Below are 22,698 nucleotides of genomic sequence, written 5' to 3' on the forward strand. Positions count from 1 at the left end.
GGTAAAGCTCCTTTCATAGTGGGGTGACAGCAGGTACAGTTAAGCACCCGCAAGCCATATTTGATTATTCTGAAACGCTTGAAAGGATATATGGGGTATGCAAACATAATATCTGTCATATACATGGGATAAGAGAGATAAATTATGAAGAGCAAAAACGTAAGGATATGGTTTCAATTGGCAAGGATTATAGTAAACTGATTATTGGATATGAGGAAAAATTATTAAATTTAAAAGAGCATAATTTACTTTATAATGATGAAAACATAAGAAATGCTATTCATATTGCTAAAACGGGATTAATAAACGATACGAATCAAAATATATTTCATGAAAAAGAATTTTTTGAAGATATCGAAAAAGCAGATATTCAGTAGGTTTATCATATTCAGATGTAGATATGCCATATGTTAAGGAAATATGTGATAGACTTAGAAAATCGAAAAAAATGAGAGCGAGTAGGTGGTATCTTGAAGAATATGATTCAGTTGAACGCAGAAATGAATTTAAAAGAAAAATTACAAAAGTAGGATATAGTGGTAATTTCGCAGAATTTAAAATGTAGATGTATTAGAGTATATGTTAAGACTTTAAACCAGTCTCTTATGTAAAAGTGAGACTGGTGTTTCCCAAACAAAAAGATATTAAGAAACAGCCCATGTTTACCTGCTTGCAAACAAAAGAATATTGCTACTAGACTAAGAGATACTACATAAGTGTGTTGGTATCTCTTTTTTGTTGCCGTGAAACAGCAGACTATTTCATTTCTGCTTGATTACCTTAAAACTTATTAGTCTATGGTTTGTCAAGGGCTTGTTGCGTGAGAAATGCTGAATATCACCCTTTACAAAACATAGGCTGATAAGTAACTTTTCAAAAGCAGAAAAGAAATGGCAATGCTTATAACAATATGATATAATGCAGATGAAGACAAAAAAGGAATTTGTCGAGCTGGTTAGTTCGAGATAATTTTGAGTTTGTTAAGATGTGGTGCACTTGATGGAATCACAGGTACGACATCATATTATGGAGGATGAAATAGATGATAGGTTTGATTGTTGCGAGGTCAAAGAATAATGTTATAGGCAAGAATGGTAATATACCATGGAAAATAAAGGGAGAACAAAAGCAATTTAGAGAGTTAACAACGGGTAATGTGGTTATTATGGGGCGAAAGTCTTATGAAGAAATCGGTCATCCGTTGCCTAATAGAATGAATATTGTTGTTTCCACCACAACAGAGTATCAAGGAGATAATTTAGTTTCAGTTAAATCATTAGAAGATGCATTATTATTGGCTAAAGGACGAGATGTATACATATCTGGTGGATATGGACTATTTAAGGAAGCTTTGCAAATAGTAGATAAAATGTATATCACAGAAGTAGATTTAAATATTGAAGATGGAGATACATTCTTTCCAGAATTTGATATCAATGATTTTGAAGTTTTGATAGGGGAAACACTTGGTGAGGAAGTGAAATATACGAGAACATTTTATGTAAGGAAAAAATGAATTGAGTAAATTTTGGATTTAGGGTGTTTTCATAAATATATTGCTTTTTATGCATATATAAATTGTTGTAAGACAAATTCCAGTTTGTATGGGGCGATAAAATCAGAATTTGAGAGAGGATTGAATATGAATAAGGAATGGTCTGAACTTAATAAAACAATGCAGGCACAAATAAAAAAGAAAGATACTTATAAGAGGGGTATTGATACTTTACTTACTTTACGAAGTCAGTTAATACAAACCTTAGTATCTTTCAAAGAAGAATTATGCAGAGAAGATTTTAACTCAATCCCCTTCATAAACGCTGATGGTTATCATAGTAAGACGATTGCTTATTCTATTTGGCATATTTTCCGCATTGAAGATATAGTTGTGCATACAGTGATAAATGAAGATGAACAAGTATTTTTTGCAGGCAATTATCAAGAGCGTATCAATTCACCTATCATTACAACAGGAAATGAACTCATGAAACAGCAGATTGCAGACTTTTCAAAACAGCTTAATCTGGAAGAATTATATTTATATATTTTCGAAGTATGGGAAAGCACTGAGAAAATGCTTGAACGGTTATCTTATGATGAATTGAAAAGAAAAATACCGAAAGAAAGAAAAGGATACTTAGAATCGTTGAATGTAGTAAACGACAATGAAAAAGCAATTTGGCTGATTGATTATTGGTGTAATAAAGATATTTGTGGACTAATTCAAATGCCGTTTTCAAGACATTGGATTATGCACACAGAAGCCTGTTTGCGTATAAAGAACAAGATACATTCATAGGCAAAAATTTCAGTTTGTAGAACTAAGGAAATTGGAATTTAAGGAGGAATAAAGTATGGTTAGTGATTTTATAAGAGCAGCATTTCCATGGATTTTAATGGGTTTATTTGTAGCAATCAGTTGTTCCCTTATGAGTAAAAAAGAGAAATAAATTCCTGTTTGTATTTATAAAAGAGAAAAAATGAGAAAAGTAGTTTTATTTATTGCCATGAGCCTTGACGGATATATTGCGGACGGTAATGGTGGAGTAGCTTGGCTAAATGGTCATGGAAATGACAATGAAAACATCGACACTTATACAGAATTTACCAAAGATATAGATACTGTCTTAATGGGGTGGAATACTTCTCATCAGGTTGTTACTGAACTTTCTCCGCAAGAATGGGTATATAATAAATTTACAACTTATGTATTAACACATAAAGAGTGCAATTCTTCCCAACAAATTCATTTTACAAGTGAAAATCCTGTTTTATTATTGGAACGGCTAAAACAAGAAGCAGGAAAGGATATTTGGATTTGTGGCGGAGCAAATCTTGTTCAGCAGTTGGTAAGCAAAAATATGATTGATAAATATTACATTTCTGTTATTCCTACTCTGTTAGGAAATGGGGTTCGTCTTTTGGGCAACATAGACAGGGAAATAAAGTTAAGGCTTTGTAAAACACAGACTTATAACGGAATAACCGATTTGATTTATATGCGTAGATAACTAGAGAGAAACAGAAAAGCTGTTAAACCGACGGAGCGATCCGACCACGTTGGCGGGAAAATCCTTAAGATTTTTCCGCCATGCTTGCAAGGGGGCGGTTCGCTTCGGCGGTTCGGCGAGCTTGCGAGCCGTTCAAAGCCCCCGTTATCTAACAAGGGGGGCAAAAAAAACAAGAAACACTATACACTAACAAGCGGAAAACGCTGTATTTATAAGGCAAAACCCCATTTTTACAGTAGTGATATAAATTGTACCTATATCACTATGAAAATTGAATAGTAAATATGAGAAAGACAGTTGATTTCAAAAAATAAGAAATTGATTGTCGTTTTCTTTTGCAGAAATTTAAGTGCAGGCAATTATGGTAGTTGTCGTAATTGCTGTCAGCTCAGTGTTTATCACTGATGGTGTGAAAGATTTACGGTTGGAGATGTTCAATAAGATTATTGGTGCTTAATTATTTTTATTGTAGTGCTGATATGAGAATGTTATAATTGGGGTATAAAACATACAAATAAATTTGCTGAAAAATGAGGTATCAAAATATGGAAAATGAATTACTGGAAAACTTAGGAAGACTTCACACAACTGAACTTGGCGTTATTAGAATTAAAAAGAACTTATCTTTGAATGTAGAAAATGTAATTGAATGGTGCAAAGAAAAAATTAGCCTTTCTAATGCGGAAATCACAAGAAAAGGAAAAAACTGGTATATAACGATTGATAATTGTATTATAACGGTAAATGCGTACAGTTATACCGTTATCACTGCTCACAAGGTAAAATGATAAATTTTTCTATAAAGGAATTAAACGCATTTGCAGTTATTGGGCAGGAAGTAGAACTGACTAATTATCAAAAAAAGAATATTCAGATTAGTACACAGTTTTGGAGAAAGTTTAACAGTAGTTTGAAAAAAGCGTATCTTTCACAATCAGGAAATTGGGTAAAATATGCTTTTATGGAAAGAAGAAATGGAAAACTTTATTATTTCTGTTCTATTCCCCAAAGAACCATTACCCCAGAGGGCTTTCTGTATAAAGAAATACCGTCTTATAAATATTTGGTTGTGGAGCATATTGGTGCTATGGATAAAATATATGAAACTTATGGCAAGATTTATGAAGAAATTATTCCTAGTACATCGTATATTCCTATAAAAGATATTATCCTACACTTTGAAAAATACGATTATCGTTTTCATTGGAATAGTGATAATTCAGTTATTGAAATTTGGATACCTATTCAAGATTAGAAGCAATTTTATATCCATACACACAAAGCAGTTAGTCTTAGGATTGACTGCTTTTTCTATACAGATTTTTAATGACAGGCAATTATCAATTATGGTAGTTGCCTTTTTTGATTGGAGGAATTGAAGAATGAATGATAAAAACTTTATTGAAGAACTAAGACAAAAGCGTGAGGAATACGGAGTAACACAAACAAGGCTTGCTGTTGCCTGTGGTATCAGCCGTGAATATTACAACCGCATTGAAAAAGGAAAACAGCCATTGAATGACGAATTAAGAGAAATCATAGAAAAACAGATTGAGCGTTTCAATCCGCAAGAACCACTATTCTTATTGATTGATTACTTTCGTGTCCGCTTTCCTACTACGGACGCATTGGCGATTATCCGTGATGTATTACAACTGAAATCTAATTACATGCTTTATGAAGATTATGGAAAATACGGATATGAAAGCAAATATGTACTTGGCGACATCAATATCATGTGTTCCATGCAGGAGCATTTAGGTGTTTTATTGGAACTGAAAGGCAAAGGCTGTCGGCAAATGGAATGTTATCTGCTGGCACAGGAACGCTCATGGTATGACTTCATGCTGGATTGTATGACGGCTGGTGGTGTGATGAAACGGCTTGATTTGGCTATCAATGATAAAGCAGGAATATTGGATATTCCAAAGTTAAAGGAAAAATACAAGGCTGGCGAATGTATGTCCTACTTCCGTATGCAGAAAGATTACAGCGGTACAGAAAAATGCGGTAGCGATTTACCAAAGAATACAGGAGAAACCTTATATCTCGGTTCAACAAGTAGCGAATTATATATGTGTGCTTATCAGAAAAATTATGAGCAGTATGTCAAGAATGGCACAGAAATTGAAGATACGGAGATTAAGAACCGTTTTGAAATACGCATGAAGAACGAACGAGCCTATTATGCGGTTGTAGATTTACTGACCTATCGGGACGCTGAACGCACCGCTTTTTCTATCATCAATCATTATGTCCGCTTTGTTGACAGAGAGGACGACAAGCCAAAAAGTCAATGGATAACAAATGATGATTGGGCATGGTTTGTAGGGGAAAACAGAGAGCCGATACGCTTAACCACAAAGCCAGAGCCTTACACTTTACAAAAAGCGTTGCATTGGCTACAAAGACAAGTCGCACCAACCATAAAAATGGTACAGGCATTAGACAGAGAAAATCGTACAACGATACTGAAAGATATGATTGAGCAGGCAGAACTAAAAGACAAGCATAAACATTTATTACAATTAGAGAAATCAACCATAGAAGAACGTATAGATACCGCTGTTCCACAAGAGAATGACGGTATTTTTTAATGTAATTGAAAAATTTCAGATTTAGTCAGCAAAGAGCTGTTTTCATTCCCTATGTGAAGTGAAAGAAGAAAAATAAATTTTTTATTAAATCTGCAACAAAATGGCTACTTGCGTACAGATATGGTGCGAGAAAAGGAAATCTAAACTTTTTTTGAAAATAGGTCATTAAATCGGGGCTTGCTGTCCCTATATGAAGTGAAAGAAGAAAAAAGTTTTGAAAAAATGACGGAAATTCGTGATTAGTGGACAGTCTTCTGTGAAAAGAGGAAAAACATCATCATTTTGTATTCAAACAGGCATTAGCAGTTGAGTGTTGATGTGAAAAGATGAAAATACTTTGTTCTCAACTTAACAATTTAAGGTTTCCGTTCCCTATATGGTGCAAAGAAAATATTTCATTCTATTGTTGGCAGTAACGGTATGGTTTGGGTAGTTAGGGTGTGAAAAGGAAAATATTCTTTTTTCATCATCAACTTAGCAAAATGACATTTTCTATCCCTATATGGTGCATGAAAAGAAGTTAAAATTTTTCCATTTAAACTTAGCAAATGGACGTTTGCTGTACAGATAGTAGTGAAAAAGGAGAAAATCAACCGTTGATTGCCAAAATGAACCGTTCCATTTGTACTAATAATGGAAAAAGTTTTGGATTTTGGTTACGTTTCTCCTCTTTTCCAACGCGATATATAGGAAAGACGATTTTTTTCTTTCAATCGTTCTTTGACAACTGAATAAAGCTATTCAATACGTTTGACAGACAGCTAGCCGTTGAAACAAATACGCCACGACCTTTCCCCTGCAAGAGCGAGCGAAAACCTATTTGTGTTCTTGTAAAAGATTTGTCCTCTTTTATCGCCATGACCTGTACTGTCAGATAATGATACTCCCGTACAGCCACAGCTTGAGCATTAAGAGCGTCGCACGCAATGGGTACGGCTACATAAGAACTATGCAGAGGTGGAACTCCTGTGGGCTATGACAAAAACCGTTGAATTGCTTAGAAAGATTTTACAGAAAGGGGGTATGTGTTATTGATAATGCTGTAAAAACAATTCAAAAGAAAAATGGCAAGTGTGGCATTGGCAACAGAGGAAAGACAAAGATTGTAGTAAAAGAGCATTTTTCCGAAAAGGGCAAAACAATGGAAGAACTTCTAACTGATGTCATGCTGGAAAAAGCAAAGCAGACAATCGCATAAAATCGGTGCAGTTGTAAGAAATAGATTGAATGACAAAAAGTACCCGTGTTATACTTTACTTGCAAGCAGGTATTGTAAACACGGGTTAGTTATAAAGGAGGATAACTGACAATGAAACAACAGATTTACAATACTGCACTTTATCTTAGGTTAAGCCGAGATGATGAATTACAGGGCGAAAGTTCCAGCATTACCACACAGAGAAGTATGTTGCGTTTATATGCAAAAGAACATCATTTGAATGTCATTGATGAATATATTGATGACGGCTGGTCGGGAACAAATTTTGACAGACCGAGTTTTCAAAGAATGATTGAGGATATAGAGGCAGGAAAAATCAACTGTGTTGTAACGAAAGACCTTTCCCGTCTTGGCAGAAATTATATTATGACAGGACAATATACAGAATTGTATTTCCCTAGTCATAATGTCCGCTACATAGCGATTGATGACGGTGTAGACAGCGAAAAAGGCGAAAGTGAGATTGCACCATTTAAGAACATCATCAATGAATGGGTGGCAAGAGATACAAGCCGTAAAGTCAAATCAGCATTTAAGACAAAGTTTGCGGAGGGGGCTCATTACGGTGCTTATGCTCCGTTAGGATATAAGAAACACCCTGACATCAAAGGAAAACTGTTGGTTGATGATGAAACAAAATGGATTATTGAAAAAATCTTTTCCCTAGCCTATCAAGGTTACGGAAGTGCAAAAATCACAAAGCAGTTAAGAGCAGAAAAAGTTCCGACAGCGTCATGGCTAAATTTTACAAGATACGGTACTTTTGCACATATCTTTGAGGGAAAACCCGAAAGTAAGCGTTATGAGTGGACGATTGCTCATGTCAAGGCGATATTGAAAAGTGAGGTTTATATCGGAAACAGTGTTCACAATATGCAGTCTACGGTATCGTTCAAGAGCAAAAAGAAAGTGCGTAAGCCCGAAAGTGAATGGTTTCGAGTAGAAAACACTCACGAGCCGATTATTGACAAGGAAGTGTTCTATCGTGTGCAGGAGCAGATAAAATCAAGACGCAGACAGACAAAGGAAAAGGCAACGCCGATTTTTGCAGGGCTTGTCAAGTGTGCGGATTGTGGTTGGTCTATGAGATTTGGAACGAATAAGACAAATAAAACGCCTTACAGTTATTATGCTTGCAGTTACTACGGGCAGTTTGGCAAAGGTAATTGTTCTATGCACTACATTCGTTATGATGTGCTGTATCAAGCCGTATTGGAACGCTTGCAGTATTGGGCTAAGGCAGTACAGCAGGACGAAGAAAAGGTATTGAACAAGATACAGAAAGCTGGCAATGCAGAGAGAATACGGGAAAAGAAGAAAAAGGCAAGTACATTGAAGAAAGCCGAGAACAGACAAAATGAGATTGACCGTTTATTTGCGAAAATGTATGAAGATAGAGCCTGTGAGAAGATAACAGAGCGAAATTTTGTGATGTTGTCCAGCAAGTACCAAAAAGAACAGATAGAACTGGAACAGCAGATAACAAGCCTAAGAGAAGAACTAAGTAAAATGGAACAGGATATGATAGGTGCTGAAAAGTGGATTGAGTTAATCAAGGAATATTCCGTACCAAAGGAACTGACAGCACCATTATTAAATGCCATGATAGAAAAAATCCTCATACATGAAGCAACAACGAATGAGGATAACGAAAGAATACAGGAAATTGAGATATATTACCGATTTATTGGAAGAGTTGAGTAATCAACAAGAGTAATATTTTTAACTAAGGGAAACCGGTTTATTCGTATAAGATATAATTGAATCATCAGCTGTGCAGGTGTGCCAACAAACGTTTTAACTTACAATAAAAAATCGCCAATGTTATACTAAGTATAGGTTTGCCAACTATATTAAAGACAAAGGAGACTATCATAAATGAATGTTAATAGTTTGGCACATACAAAGTGGAATTGTAAGTATTATATTGTATTTGTGCCCCAAATACAAGAAGTCATATCTATACAGCAGAGTAGTATGCATGGAAGAAAAACAGAGTATGGTGAAATAATATTTAAAAATATATTGTTGCCTATTGTTGACATGAATTGCCAATAATGGTATATTTACCAACAAAAAAAGGAGAACATACACATGAATCAGAACTTATATTCAAGACGTTATATGTACATGTATTACGGACGTACACAGCTATAAATATGCAAGGTTAGTGCATTAGTTTATGGCTTGTAGGTCTTTTAGTCTAGTGCATAAAACCAGAATATAAGAGATGATTTAACACATTTTATATCTTAGATTGGAAATATCGCACTGGACTTTGAGGGTTTAGTGCGATTTTTTTTATGCTACCAGGCATCTGGAAGGAGCTGCCGGTGGCAGGTTTTGTAGGTGAAAGAGCATTTGTAAAGAACTGTTGGAAATAGGTTTACAAGAAGGAGAGGTAGAAAATGAATGACGTAATAGAATTGGAACTCATAACAAGTGGAGAAGCAGAATGTTTGCATAAAATGCAGGTAGAAGCATTTATAGCGTTATATGAAAAATATCGGGATGATATTACAAGCCCGGCAAAAGAAAGTCTTGAAAAAATAACACAGAAGATAGTTGAAGACAATTCGGATTTCTATTTTATTTTGTTTAATGGTAAGCGAGTAGGTGGTGCAAGAGTTAAATGGCATAATGGGAGAAATGTAAAGTGGATTTCCCCTATTTTTGTTATTCCACAATTTCAAAATAAAGGAATAGCAAGTGCTGTAATAGAACAATTATTTGAAATGTATTCTTCTGATACAATAGAATGGCGGTTAGATACTATTAAGCAGGAAGAAAAAAATTGCTATTTATATGAAAAATGTGGATTTGTCAGAGTAGGCAATGAAACAGTTATAAACGAAAAAATGACTTTAGTTGAGTATACAAAAATTTGTAAAAAATCATGAGGCAGAGTGACCTAAGGAGGCAGAAAATGATAACAGAGGCATTTGATAATTCAGAGGCAATAATTAAACCGGAGGATTTTTATGGGGAGAAAAAGCAGTTGTGTGATAAGTGTATTATTGTTTTTTCAGAGCAGATATTTGACTATATGCTGAAAACATATGCACATGAGCAGGCTGGTACAATAAATTGCTGCAATGGAATTACAAAGGTATATGTTTTTGAAATAGATAATATGAAAATTGCGGCATACTTAAGCCATATAGGTTCTGCAATGGCAGGGAGTGATGTGATAGATGCAAATTGGCTGACGGGTGCAAGCAGGTTTATTATGTTTGGTTCAGCAGGTTCGCTGGATAGTGACAAGACAACTGGAAAGTTTGTTATTCCAATAGAAAGTTACCGGGAAGAAGGAATGAGTTATCACTATGCAGAACCATCAAATTATATAAAAATTAGAAATTATCAGATTGTGAAATCCATATTTGATAATTTAGGATTTCCTAATGTGACAGGAAAAGTCTGGACAACGGATGCAATATATCGGGAAACGAAAGCGAAGCTTGACGCAAGGAAAAAGGAAGGATGTATTGCCGTAGAGATGGAATTGGCTGGAGTTCAGGCAGTTTGTGATTTTTATGGTTGGGATTTATATAATTTTCTGGTTACAGGCGATGTGCTGGACCAGGCAATTTATGATGCAACTGGACTGGTGGCAGCAAATCATGACGTGGACAAATTATATATCGCAATTGAACTTGCCAAGAGAATTTGACATGTTGATATTTATTGGTAAATCCAGTAGTAAAAATATCATTTATAGATAGAAAAATCAGACAATTTGTCAATAAAAGGGTTGCAATTTGTAAAAAATAGTCGCATAATATCTATATCATATTTGGGAGAGTGAGTTATAAGAAATGAGCGCAGATATTATAATAAGAAAAAAATTAGAAGTTCACAAAAGAGACAATGCTTAGGGTGTTGGCTTTTTTGTGGGCTTTTTTGTATTTAAAATTTGAAAAAAACAATTAGAGAAAAAGTTCAAAAAGTCATAATTGGTTTTAGATACTACTAGAATTGCATTGGAGGTACAATGGATAAAATAGAATATTGGGTACAAATAATAAGGGAATATATTTTGAACAATAAATTAAATGTTGATAAAGCAACTTTTTTGACCATAGTAATTGGACAAATTACAATATATGGAATATTACTAACATTTTACCAATTTGTGGCGTCATATCAGGGAAGTGAAATAGGAATAAATAGGTATTTAGGGATTAATATAAAAGAATTTTTTGTAAAGAAAAAGATAAAAGTTTTTAATAATTTTATATCAAAAAAAGGTTTTGGCATTATAGTTATATTGGAAATTTTGTATAAGCCTTTTATAACGATTTATAGGGCAGTTCTTCCTATAAAAACCATTAGTATAATGAATTTTATTTGGTTTGGATTTGCAATTACATATTTTGTTTTATTTGTAATTATTTTTTATCAATGCACGAAAAGTGTACTAGTAATAAAAATGTTATCTGATGCAAAAACGCAAGAGTTTGTGATGGAGGATATTAATAGAATTTTTTTGAAAAAAACAGTAAAAGATAGAATTAAATATACAAATATAGAATTATTACGTAAAGACTTTAGATGTTTATATTATGCCATTAAAGATGATGATAATTATGGATTACAAGAGAAATATGACAAATTGATTTCGTTTATTTTTGAAGATTATAGGAAACAAAAAGAACATGAATTCTCTTTGAGAAAAAAATATAATATAGAATTCAAAAATCAAAAAAATTGGATATATAATACAAAAAAGGAAGTATCTCTATTACAAGAGATTATAGATGAAAAATATTTTCGGGTAGATAAGGAAAATATAGAAAAAATTATGAATTTTTATCTGGATGTATGTAAACAAAATATTTCGAGAGCTGAATTAGAAGGATATGATCAAATTAATTATAATAAGTATATTAGTTTGTCGTTGAACGAGAATAATAGTATATTTGATGCCAGTGGGTGGAAGGAAGTATTATTAGAAATATATATAAAAATGGATGATGAAAGAAGACAATCATTGATACATCGCTTATATATAGAAATATGTAATAGACAAGAATTATATGCATCATATTGTGACGAGTGCCTTAAAAGTTTTATTACAATGGAAGTAAACGATATATTTAAGGAGAAAAGAAAACAAAAAGATGTTATTGATTTATTTGGAACAATCATAAATGAAGAAAATTTTAATGACTATTTGACAGAAATAATAAGAGATAGAATTGGTTATTATAATAAAATTGATATAGAAGAAATATTAAAACAGTTAAGCAAACAAAATTGTACATATTTATTTACATATATTGTTATGTATTATTCTTTGTATAGATTCCAATTTGAGTGGGAATTTTTTAATATAAAGATGTTAAGAGTATTATGGAATTATCATGGTGATATGAAAAGTGATGAAGAAGCAGTGATACAGAAGATAAAAAATACAAACATAGGGCATCGGTTTGAAAAGAAAATGTATACAAAGTTGATGGAGTATATTGACGCCAGTCCAAATGGAAATTTATTTAATACTGTTTGTAAAGACGGGATATTAGATGCGTTTTATATTTGGACAATAAAAAGCAGTGTTACTAATTCAGATGAGGTGATGTATTGTATATATCAAGATGATTATGATATGGCGTCACAAATAGCAATTATAAATGAAGTGTCAAAGCATGATGAATTATTAGAATGCCAGACTATTGCCGAGTGGCTCCAATATATGAAATACAAAACATTTGTAGGACAAACTAGTTTTCCTGAAAAATTAGAGATTTCACTTAGATGTCTTTTGTTAACAGGCATGCATGTATTGGTTGTTATAGCATTTATGAGGGAAAAGAGTTATTTACGTGCGGATATTTTTGGAATATATATTTTAATTAAGATAAATGAGTTGTCGCATAAGGTGCAAAATCAGGATGATATAAAAGGAATTGTAAGAAACGCATTTATAGCAAGAAATATGAATGTAGATGAATATATAGATATGATAGAAAGGGAGTGCAGCATATGCAGGAGTGAAATTAATTATGTTCAAAAGGAGAAGATGAAAGAATATTTGTTGAAAACTTTTTGACAGAAATGAAATAAAACTTCTGAAAGAATAGTTTATGAACAAATTCTTGATGCTAAAGAACTGATTTATTTTCCATATAAAGTTCCCGCCGCCTCTATTCCAAAACGCTTCCCAAGACCCTGCTATGAACTACCCACCAAGATTTCAGCCATACTTGAAGCAAAGCAACCTATCGACCCGAAACATTACAAAACAAACAATTATAAACCATGAACACAATTTGCAGAGATATCTTCCGGGCCATTCATGAGAGAAAATGGCTCAGTATAGAGTACAGAAACGGAAAAGATGAAGTAACAAAATATTGGATTGGAATTATGGAGATAGACCCTATCCGGAAATCCATGCATGTAATGGGACTGCATTTGGGGCAGTATACCACAATGAGCCTTTACATTTATATTGATTCCATACTGTCATCGGCAGTAATAGAAGGCTCTTATTTTGAAACAAAGCGGGAGCTGATAGATGATATTACATATAATCAGGGAAAATATCGGAGAATCTTTGATAATGTTGCAAATCTGAAGGTGCTCAATTATCTTGTTGACTGCAATAAAATGGATTCTGTACCTTACAAAACAGATTATGCACTCATTGAGCATCTGGATGGTGAATGGCAGGGGACTTATAAGCTCACACCGGAGCAGTTTAGGCAGATTGTATCAAAGTTTCAATATGGAGCAAAGGATGCCGCTTCCAAGAAGAAAATGAAGCAGCTGGCAATAAATGTATTAAGTATACATACGCCCAAAGGCGTATATGTGCTGGCATACCGAAAGCTGCGGCTGGATGTGCAGAAGAAGACCTTAAGGCAGGATGAAGAAATAACCGTCTGCATGGAGTTTGCGTTGGAGAAGAATAAGCCGGAAGCAAAATTTGGAATCCGGAAATTTTTAGATGCAGATGACTATGAACTTTTAAATGATTTTGAAAAGAATCAGGAACTGATAAAAGATAAAATAACGAAGTCCAATCCCCAGATAAACGGCGTGGATGATATGCCATATGTAATTGCAATCGGCAGGGATTTGCTGGTGGACCTTCATCAGGAGTATGAAGCAATTCATAAAATGTATGAAAAAGATGAAGTGACCATTCCGATAAAAGCATTTTTCGGAGAACTGTTAAAACAGGTAGACCGAAGGAAAAATTATCCGATAACACTTTTAGACCGGAAAATCAATCTGGACCAGTTACTGGCAATTCATAATGCCATGAAATATCCGCTGGCATATATCCAGGGACCACCGGGAACCGGCAAAACAAATACCATCGTAAATACTATGGTGACTGCTTTCTTTAACGAGAAAACGGTCTTATTTGCGTCTTATAACAATCATCCCATTGATGGAGTGTGCGATAAATTAAAGTCCATTCCTTATCGGAATAAGGGGATGATACCATTTCCGATTATCCGCCTTGGAAATGATAAATGCGTGCTGCAGGCACTGGATGATATTCGGGATTTGTATAAGCGGACAAAGGATATTTCCATATTTGACAGTACCCTTGAGAAGAACAAGGACGATAAGACGAGAAGGACGGAGAAGCTGACCAAGCTTTTACAGAGGCATGAAGAGAGAATCGAATTAAAGGAGCGGGAAGAAGCGATTCTTAAAATGATAGAGACTAATCAGCATCTGACTTTTCAGACAGAATTGCAGGGTGTTCAGCTTCAGGAGGTACGGAAAAAATTAGCAGAAATTGGTGAGATTACAGATGAAGAAGCATTGAAACTTGTAGTGGAAGATGAGGAGCTGTTTAAGAAATATCTCTACTATACGTCTGCAAAATATATCCAGCGTCTGAAGGAACCGAAAAATCAGGATTTAATGGAGATTGTAAACTGTCCGGATGAGGAAAAGAAAGTCAAGCAGTTTAATACCTATATCCGTCAGGAAGAAAATTTGAAGAAGTTCCAGAGAATTTTCCCGATTATTGCAACTACATCCATATCGGCACATAAGATTGGTGAGCCGGGAACTTATTTTGATATGGTCATCATGGATGAGGCAAGCCAGGGAAATATTGCCATGTCATTAGTGCCGATTATCCGGGGCAGAAGTCTTATGTTAGTAGGTGACCCGCAGCAGTTGAGCCCGGTAATTCTGCTGAATTCCATAGATAATGAGAAGCTTAAGCGGATTTATGGAGTGACAGATGAGTATGATTATATAAAGAATTCCATTTATAAGACCTATCTGGCATGTGATGCAGTCAGCGAGGAAATTCTGCTCAGCCACCATTACCGCTGCAATAAGAAAATTATTTCATTTAATAATAAAAAATATTATAACAACAAGCTGATTATCAACAGTCTGGATAAAGAAGCTAATCCGCTGATTTTTAAGAATATTCCAGCAAATACCACCAACTATAAGAATACAGCGCCGCAGGAAGTGGAAGAGATTATTTCGTTTATCAAAGAACATCCGGATAAGAGTATTGGTATCATTACTCCGTTTACCAATCAGAAAGAGCTGATTAACAAGGCGTTGAAAGACAATGGGATGGAAAATATTCCCTGCGGAACGGTTCATGCATTTCAGGGAGATGAAAAAGATGTTGTGCTTTTTTCGCTGGCAATCACCCAGCAGACTTATCAGGGAACTTATGACTGGCTGAAAAATAATAAAGAACTGATTAATGTGGCAACCTCCCGGGCAAAAGACCAGTTGGTAATATTGTCGGATATCAAGGAACTGAAGCGTTTGCATTCCGCTGGGGATGATGATATTTATGAGCTGGTAGATTATGTCCAGACCAACGGTGAGGCGCAGGTGACAGCAAGAGAGACTTCTTCTAGGGCATTGGGAATCAAGCCATACAGCACGCAGACAGAGGCAGCATTTTTAACCACATTAAATCATGCACTGGATAATGTGCTGAATACAAATAACCGCTGTGTTGTGCAGAGGGAAGTCAGTATTGCACATGTATTTCGGGAAAATGATTCCTATGATGACCTTTTTTATACCGGCAGGTTTGATTTTGTGGTATATGAAAAAGGATTCCGGGGACAGGATATGCCGATACTTGCCATTGAGTTAGACGGAAAAGAACATAAAGAAAATGCCATTGTGCGGGCGAGAGACGAGCAGAAAAATGCAATCTGCCGGGCGCATGGATTTGAATTAATCCGGGTGGAAAATTCTTATGCCAGAAGGTACAATTACATTAAAAATATACTGATACAGTATTTTAAGAGTGTAAGGTAAATATAAATCCCCCTTGACATCTTCCCCAAAACTAATTATATTTATAACAGTGTTATATAACACTGTTATAAATGAAACGGAGGCATCAGTGACTAAACCAATCGAAGGCGTATCGGAAAGAATTCTTTCCTGCGCAACGGAAGAATTTTTAGAAAAGGGTTATTCCGATGCATCGCTTCGCACCATTGCGGCGAAAGCGGGAACAACTACAGGTTCTATTTATTCCAGATTTAAAGACAAAGAAGGGCTGTTTGCAGCAATTGTAGGACCGGTGGCAGAGTATATGATGAATCTTTTTGTGAAGACGCAGGAAGAATTTCATGCAGTAGAGCCGGAGCGGCAGCCGAAAGAAATGGATGACTATGTAATATCCGGAATGGATGAAATGCTGGATTACATCTATGATAATTTTACCGCATTTCAGCTGTTATTAGAGGCGTCCTATGGAACGAAGTTCCAGAATTTTGTAGAACAGTTGGCAGAAGTAGAGGCAGAATATACCTACAAGTTCATGGAGGTTATTCATTTTCAGAATGAAGAGGAAAATGAAGTGACGGGAGAATTCATCCATATTATGACAAGGGCATTATTTGACAGCATGTTTGAAGTTGTGCGTCACAAGATGGAGAAAGAAACTGCACGGAAATACGTTCATATGCTGGAAAAATTCAACTATGCAGGCTGGAATACCATTTTAAAATTCGAAGTGTAAAAGATAGTAAGACTGCTTATCTTGTAACAGCAGGAAGCAGTCTTTTCTTAAAAGCACGTGTTAGTTAAAACTAATTTATGTTAGATAGCACTACGCAATGGAAATATCAAAAAGGTGCATTCCAGAATCCAAGAAGTCAGTTCTTCTGCCTGAATACCAACAGTGAGGTGGCACTTGGCTGTGAAAATATGTGACAGCAGCACACCGGGAGCGGTTTTTAAAACAGTTTTCGTTTCAATAAGTAGAAAGAATCAATTATTTTTAAAGGAGGAGAAGAAAAAGTGAAAAAGGAAAGTTCCTTATCAAAGCTTTTTGTCTATGCCGGTAAATTCCGCTATCTGACCATAGCATCCTGGATTTTATCGGTAATCAGCGCATGGCTGGCTTTGGTACCATTTTATTACATCTGGAGAATTATGAAAGAAGTGCTTTCTGTGGCACCGGATTTTGGCAAAGCAGCTCATTTAAAAGAATATGGCTGGGCAGCCGTTGGATTTGCCATTTTATCCATGCTGGTTTATGTGTGCGCGCTGATGTGTTCCCATCTGGCAGCATTCCGCGTCCAGGCAAATATCCGCACCAGCCTGATGCGGCATATCCTGACGCTGCCAATGGGATTTTTAGATAAAGACGGAACCGGCAAAATCCGTAAAATCGTCAATGAATCCAGCGCAGCAACAGAGACCTATCTGGCACACCAGTTACCGGATCAGGCAGGAGCCATCGCAACACCGGCAGGTCTTTTAGTATTGCTTATGGTATTTGATTTCCGGCTTGGACTTTTGAGCCTGATTCCTGTGGTGGCAGCATTTTTAATTATGGGAACCATGACCGGACAGCGTATGAAAGATAAGATGGAAGAATATCAGAATGCATTGGACGAAATGTCCAGTGAGGCAGTGGAATATGTCCGTGGAATCCCGGTAGTAAAGACTTTCGGACAGTCTGTATTTTCCTTCAAACGTTTCCAAACATCCATTCAGAAATATGAGAAATGGACAATTGCATACACGAAGGAAATGCGGATACCAATGACGGTGTATACAACAGCAATCAATGCGGTATTTGCAGTGCTGATTGCAGCAACCTTTTTCTTTACCGGAAAAGGAGGAGATAATACCTTTTTATTGAATCTTTTGTTCTATATTATCATTACGCCGATTATCACTGTGACCATGAATAAAATTATGTATTCCAGTGAAAATCAGCTGATTGTAGCAGATGCAATTTCCCGTATCGAAAGCATTTTAGAAAAGAAACCGTTACCGGAAACCGCCCATGCACAGGAGCCGGAGAACAACTCCATTACCTTTGAAAATGTATCCTTCCGCTATGAAGATGGCGGAAGAGATGCGCTGCATCAGATTAATCTTACCATCAAAGAGGGAGAGCATGTAGCATTTGTAGGCCCGTCCGGTGGTGGAAAGACGACGCTGACAAGCCTTGTGGCACGATTCTTTGATACCACGGAAGGACGCATTCTGATTGGAAATAAGGATGTGAAGGAGATTTCTTCGAAGCAGTTAATGGATATGGTATCTTTTGTATTCCAGGACAGCAAATTATTAAAAACTTCCATTTTGGAAAATGTCCGCATGGGAAAGAAAGATGCAACCAGGGAAGAAGTCATGCAGGCATTAAAGGAAGCCCAGTGTGAAGACATCATTGCGAAGCTTCCGGATGGAATTGATACAGTAATCGGAAGCAGCGGAACCTATGTATCTGGTGGAGAAGCCCAGCGGCTTTCCATTGCAAGAGCCATGTTAAAGAATGCACCGATTCTGATTCTTGATGAAGCAACAGCCTTTGCAGACCCGGATAATGAAGCAAAGGTGCAGGAAGCGTTTTCCAGACTGTCTAAGGGAAAGACCGTAATTATGATTGCCCATCGTCTGTCCTCTATTGTAGACGCAGACCGGATTTGCGTTTTAAAGGATGGCAGTATTGCAGAAGAGGGAACCCATGAGACGTTACTTCAGAAAAATGGTGTATATGCCCATATGTGGGAAGAATACAACAAATCGGTACAGTGGAAGGTAGGTGCGTAACATGAGCTGGAAAGAAAAATTACAACATAAATATGCACTTTCAGAGCAGGGCACAAATGACATGATAAAGGCATTTCTGACAGCAACCGTTTCCAATATTGTGTTGATGTTTCCGGTGGGACTGCTGTATTTTCTGGTGGAGGATTATCTGAATGATAACTTGAGCGGCAGAGGCGTGTTCTACCTTGTGGGAAGTATTCTCTGTCTGGTTCTGATCGCAGTGACAACGTATATCCAGTATAACTGCACCTTCCTTGCCACCTATGTGGAAAGTGGTGTGCGAAGAATTACGCTGGCAGAAAAATTAAGAAAGATTCCATTATCTTTCTTTGGCAAAAAGGATTTATCCGATTTGACCAGCACCATTATGGCGGACTGTGCCACGATAGAAACGGCATCCTCCCACTATATTCCGGAGCTTTTTGGAGCCTGTGTTTCCACCGCAATTATTGCTGTCAGCTTATTTTTCTTTGACTGGCGGATGGCACTGGCTGCGCTGTGGGTACTTCCGGTATCTTTTCTCATTGTGCTGAGTGCCGGAAAATTTTTAAGATACCTTAGCAGAAAACAGATGAAGCTGAAAATGGCCTGCGCAGATGGCATTCAGGAATGCTTAGAGACTGTCCGTGATTTACGGGCAAATGATGCACAGGAAAATTATATGGCTGGTCTTGAGAAGAAAATTAAAGCAGTAGAAAAGCATGCAGTGGCAGCAGAACTTGGAAATGCAGTCTTTGTATCCGGTGCCCAGATGATTTTAAAGCTTGGAATTGCAACAGTAGCACTGGTTGGCGGAATTTTACTTTCGAAAGGAAGTATTGATTTACTGACTTTCTTTATGTTCTTATTACTGGTATCAAGACTTTATGACCCGATGCAGATTTCCCTGCAGAACCTTGCTGCCATAATCAGCGTGGATGTGCAGTGCGAGCGGCTGGATGAAATTTTATCCCATCCGGTACAGAGTGGAAGCACCGAGATGAAATATGACGGATATGACATTGCATTTTCCCATGTGGGATTTTCCTATGACAGTCAGGAAAGTGTGCTGAAGGATGTGACCTTTACCGCAAAACAGGGCGAAGTCACTGCATTAATCGGACCATCCGGCGGCGGTAAGACCACGGTCTCAAGACTTGCCTCAAGATTCTGGGATATCGATAAGGGAACCATTACGGTAGGCGGCATGGACATTTCAAAGATTGACCCGGAAACACTGATGTCTCTTTATTCCATTGTCTTTCAGGATGTTACACTTTTTAACAATACGATTATGGAAAATATCCGTATTGGACGTTCCGATGCAACAGACAAGGAAGTCATTGCGGCAGCAAAATTGGCACACTGTGATGAATTTGCAGATAAACTGCCGGAGGGCTGGCATACCATGATTGGGGAAAACGGTTCTGAATTATCCGGTGGAGAACGTCAGAGAATTTCTATTGCAAGAGCATTTTTAAAGGATGCGCCGATTATATTCTTAGATGAAGCAACCGCATCCTTAGATGTAGATAATGAAACACTGATTCAGGAGGCATTGTCCCGGCTGATTCAGGATAAGACGGTTATGATTATTGCACACCGCATGCGTACGGTGGCAGATGCAGATAAGATTGTGGTATTAAAAGATGGAGTGGTAGCCGAAGAGGGTGCACCGGAAGAACTTACAGCAAAGGATGGCGTTTACCGGCATATGGCAAAGACACAGCTTCAGGCAGCAGGCTGGAAATTGTAAAAAGAAGTTGACCTCCCCTTTGTTCCGTCATAAGATAAAAAAGATAGCGGGAATGCTATTGCGGAAATAGATAACGGAGGAAAAAAGAAAATGAGTTTTTTAGAAAGAAAAAACACAAAAGATGGTATGGCAGCAGGTCAGAAAGCCAGTGTAGATAATATTTATATGCTGGATGGCAAAGTGCCGGTTTTAAATGCAATTCCATTTGGCTTGCAGCATATTTTAGCTATGTTTGTAGCCAATATTGCACCGATTCTGATTGTGGCAGGGGCCTGCGGAATGGATGCAAAGAATACGGCAATGATTATTCAGAGTGCAATGATGATTGCTGGAATCGGAACATTGATTCAGTTATTCCCAATCTGGAGAATCGGTTCGAGACTTCCGATTGTCATGGGAATTTCCTTTACCTTTGTATCCATTGCCTGTGTCATTGGCGGACAGTATGGCTATGGAGCAATCATGGGAGCGGTTCTTGTTGGAGGTATCGTAGAAGGTGTCCTTGGACTTTTATCCAAATACTGGATGAAACTGGTAACACCGATTGTAGCAGCTACCGTTGTAACAGCAATTGGATTTTCCCTGCTTGAAGTAGGCGCAGATTCCTTTGGTGGTGGCAGCAGCAGTGCAGATTTCGGATCTGCAACCAACTGGATACTTGGAACTGTGACACTGGTATGCTGTATCGTATTTAATATTGTAGCAAAATCCTATTTCAAACAGTTAGCCGTACTGTTTGGACTGATTGTAGGTTATATTGTGGCATTGTGTATGGGTGTGGTAGATTTTTCAGCACTTTCCGATACAAGCCTTCTGGCACTGCCGCATCTGATGCCATTTAAAATGGAATTTCATGCAGATGCTATTATCGCATTTGTTTTGATATTCTTAGTGTCAGCAACCGAGACAATTGGAGATACCTCGGCACTGGCATCATCCGGCTTAAACCGTGATGTTACCCGGAAGGAGACTGCAGGTTCACTTGCCTGTGACGGATTTGTCAGTGCATTATCTTCGGTATTTGGCTGTATGCCGATTACATCCTTCAGCCAGAATGTAGGTCTGGTTGCCATGACCAAGGTTGTAAACCGTTTTGTCATTGCAACGGGGGCCATAATTATGATTCTGGCAGGAATTTTCCCGGTAGTGGGTGCAGTTCTTGCCACACTGCCAAGTGCAGTTCTGGGCGGATGTACAATTATGATGTTCGGAACTATTGTAATCAGTGGACTGCAGATGATTGGAAAATGTGGATTTTCCCAGAGAAATATTACCATATCGGCACTGTCCTTAAGTATCGGATTAGGCTTTACCCAGCTGCCGGATTTATTTGCAATCTTCCCGGGCATTATCCGTTCTATCTTTGCAGAAAACTGTGTAGCAGTTGTATTCCTTACTGCCATTATTTTAAATCTTGTATTGCCTAAAAATATGGAAGTAGAACGTCAGGAAAAGTAGCAGAGGAGAGCATATGAATATAGCAGTATACTGCGGTTCATCCGCAGGAAGTAAAGAAGCATATACCATCGGTGCAGTAGCCCTTGGTATGTGGATTGCAGAGAACGGACACACGCTGGTATATGGTGGAGCTCGTGGCGGATTGATGGGAACCATAGCCAATTCCGTCTTATCCAATGGTGGGAAAGTAATCGGTGTACTGCCGCAGGTGGAATCCATTCAAAACCGCAGACACCAGTTTTTAACAGAGTACATAGATACGAAAGACATGGCAGAGCGGAAAGCGAAAATGATAGAATTAGCGGATGCTTACATTGCACTGCCGGGCGGGCCGGGAACCTTAGACGAGTTATCGGATATCATATCCCTGCAGCGTCTTCACATCAATGAGAATCCATGTATTCTTTATGATATTGATGGCTTCTATCAGCCACTGAAAGCATTTTTCGAAGAAATGCAGACCTCAGGCTTTGCAGCAAAAGAAGATTTTAACCGGGTACTGATTTCAAAGGACTTATCGGAAATTGAGACATTTATTCTGAGTCGTTGAAAGAAGATTCTGGAAAGTCAGGGCAGAGGTCAGCAATATAAAATACAGACAGAAAAGAAAACTTATAGAAAAAAACTCATAGTAAATTCCGA

Annotated in this window: 17 protein-coding genes and 2 pseudogenes; all 19 read left to right on the forward strand. The window is 37.0% G+C overall.

From position 1 onward, the window contains the following. Positions 1-23 precede the first annotated feature (23 nt). Positions 24-377 carry a hypothetical protein gene (locus DV740_RS11890; RefSeq protein WP_118056546.1) on the forward strand — a complete coding sequence of 118 codons (354 nt, stop codon included), beginning with the start codon at positions 24-26 and terminating at the stop codon, positions 375-377. Between the two features lie 665 nt (positions 378-1,042). Then, a pseudogene (dfrF, locus tag DV740_RS11895) lies at positions 1,043-1,538 on the forward strand (trimethoprim-resistant dihydrofolate reductase DfrF). A gap of 104 nt (positions 1,539-1,642) precedes the next feature. Continuing rightward, a complete protein-coding gene (locus tag DV740_RS11900; RefSeq protein WP_002303420.1) occupies positions 1,643-2,299 on the forward strand; it encodes a hypothetical protein in 657 nt (218 codons plus the stop codon). A 181-nt stretch (positions 2,300-2,480) separates the two neighbouring features. After that, positions 2,481-3,011, forward strand: coding sequence for a dihydrofolate reductase family protein (locus tag DV740_RS11905; RefSeq protein WP_002303421.1), 531 nt, complete (start codon positions 2,481-2,483; stop codon positions 3,009-3,011). A gap of 545 nt (positions 3,012-3,556) precedes the next feature. Then, positions 3,557-3,799, forward strand: a complete 243-nt coding sequence (locus tag DV740_RS11910; protein WP_002303262.1) for a DUF3781 domain-containing protein — start codon at positions 3,557-3,559, stop codon at positions 3,797-3,799. Next, on the forward strand, positions 3,796-4,266 hold the full coding sequence (locus DV740_RS11915) for a GyrI-like domain-containing protein (protein ID WP_002303261.1): 471 nt from the start codon (positions 3,796-3,798) through the stop codon (positions 4,264-4,266). The genes DV740_RS11910 and DV740_RS11915 overlap by 4 nt, the downstream gene beginning before the upstream one ends. Positions 4,267-4,393: 127 nt before the next feature. Continuing rightward, entirely contained in the window at positions 4,394-5,608 is a 1,215-nt protein-coding gene (locus tag DV740_RS11920; protein ID WP_002303260.1) for an XRE family transcriptional regulator, read from the forward strand. 988 nt (positions 5,609-6,596) lie between these two features. Beyond that, positions 6,597-6,806 carry a hypothetical protein gene (locus tag DV740_RS11930; RefSeq protein ID WP_002303258.1) on the forward strand — a complete coding sequence of 70 codons (210 nt, stop codon included), beginning with the start codon at positions 6,597-6,599 and terminating at the stop codon, positions 6,804-6,806. Positions 6,807-6,917: 111 nt separating this feature from the next. Further along, positions 6,918-8,531 (forward strand): recombinase family protein, encoded by a 1,614-nt coding sequence (locus tag DV740_RS11935; RefSeq protein ID WP_002303255.1) that lies wholly within the window; start codon positions 6,918-6,920, stop codon positions 8,529-8,531. Positions 8,532-8,705: 174 nt separating this feature from the next. Beyond that, positions 8,706-8,802 (forward strand): annotated as a pseudogene (locus DV740_RS15440) (IS200/IS605 family transposase); the annotation flags it as partial. 433 nt (positions 8,803-9,235) lie between these two features. Next, on the forward strand, positions 9,236-9,727 hold the full coding sequence (locus DV740_RS11945; RefSeq protein WP_118088166.1) for a GNAT family N-acetyltransferase: 492 nt from the start codon (positions 9,236-9,238) through the stop codon (positions 9,725-9,727). 26 nt (positions 9,728-9,753) lie between these two features. Further along, a complete protein-coding gene (locus DV740_RS11950) occupies positions 9,754-10,500 on the forward strand; it encodes a nucleoside phosphorylase (RefSeq protein ID WP_118088167.1) in 747 nt (248 codons plus the stop codon). Positions 10,501-10,821: 321 nt separating this feature from the next. Continuing rightward, positions 10,822-12,882 carry a hypothetical protein gene (locus DV740_RS11955; protein WP_118088168.1) on the forward strand — a complete coding sequence of 687 codons (2,061 nt, stop codon included), beginning with the start codon at positions 10,822-10,824 and terminating at the stop codon, positions 12,880-12,882. 209 nt (positions 12,883-13,091) lie between these two features. After that, entirely contained in the window at positions 13,092-16,103 is a 3,012-nt protein-coding gene (locus tag DV740_RS11960) for an AAA domain-containing protein (protein WP_118088169.1), read from the forward strand. A gap of 88 nt (positions 16,104-16,191) precedes the next feature. Next, positions 16,192-16,815 (forward strand): TetR/AcrR family transcriptional regulator, encoded by a 624-nt coding sequence (locus tag DV740_RS11965; protein ID WP_117841265.1) that lies wholly within the window; start codon positions 16,192-16,194, stop codon positions 16,813-16,815. A gap of 281 nt (positions 16,816-17,096) precedes the next feature. Beyond that, positions 17,097-18,863: an ABC transporter ATP-binding protein gene (locus tag DV740_RS11970; protein ID WP_118088170.1), complete on the forward strand. Its 1,767-nt coding sequence runs from the start codon at positions 17,097-17,099 to the stop codon at positions 18,861-18,863. Position 18,864: 1 nt separating this feature from the next. After that, positions 18,865-20,598, forward strand: a complete 1,734-nt coding sequence (locus tag DV740_RS11975; RefSeq protein ID WP_118088171.1) for an ABC transporter ATP-binding protein — start codon at positions 18,865-18,867, stop codon at positions 20,596-20,598. Between the two features lie 126 nt (positions 20,599-20,724). After that, positions 20,725-22,056, forward strand: coding sequence for a uracil-xanthine permease family protein (locus DV740_RS11980; protein ID WP_118088307.1), 1,332 nt, complete (start codon positions 20,725-20,727; stop codon positions 22,054-22,056). A gap of 13 nt (positions 22,057-22,069) precedes the next feature. Beyond that, on the forward strand, positions 22,070-22,606 hold the full coding sequence (locus DV740_RS11985; RefSeq protein ID WP_118088172.1) for a TIGR00730 family Rossman fold protein: 537 nt from the start codon (positions 22,070-22,072) through the stop codon (positions 22,604-22,606). Positions 22,607-22,698: the final 92 nt, after the last annotated feature.

This window comes from Roseburia sp. AF02-12 (assembly GCF_003461765.1).
Lineage (GTDB): Bacteria > Bacillota > Clostridia > Lachnospirales > Lachnospiraceae > Roseburia_C > Roseburia_C amylophila.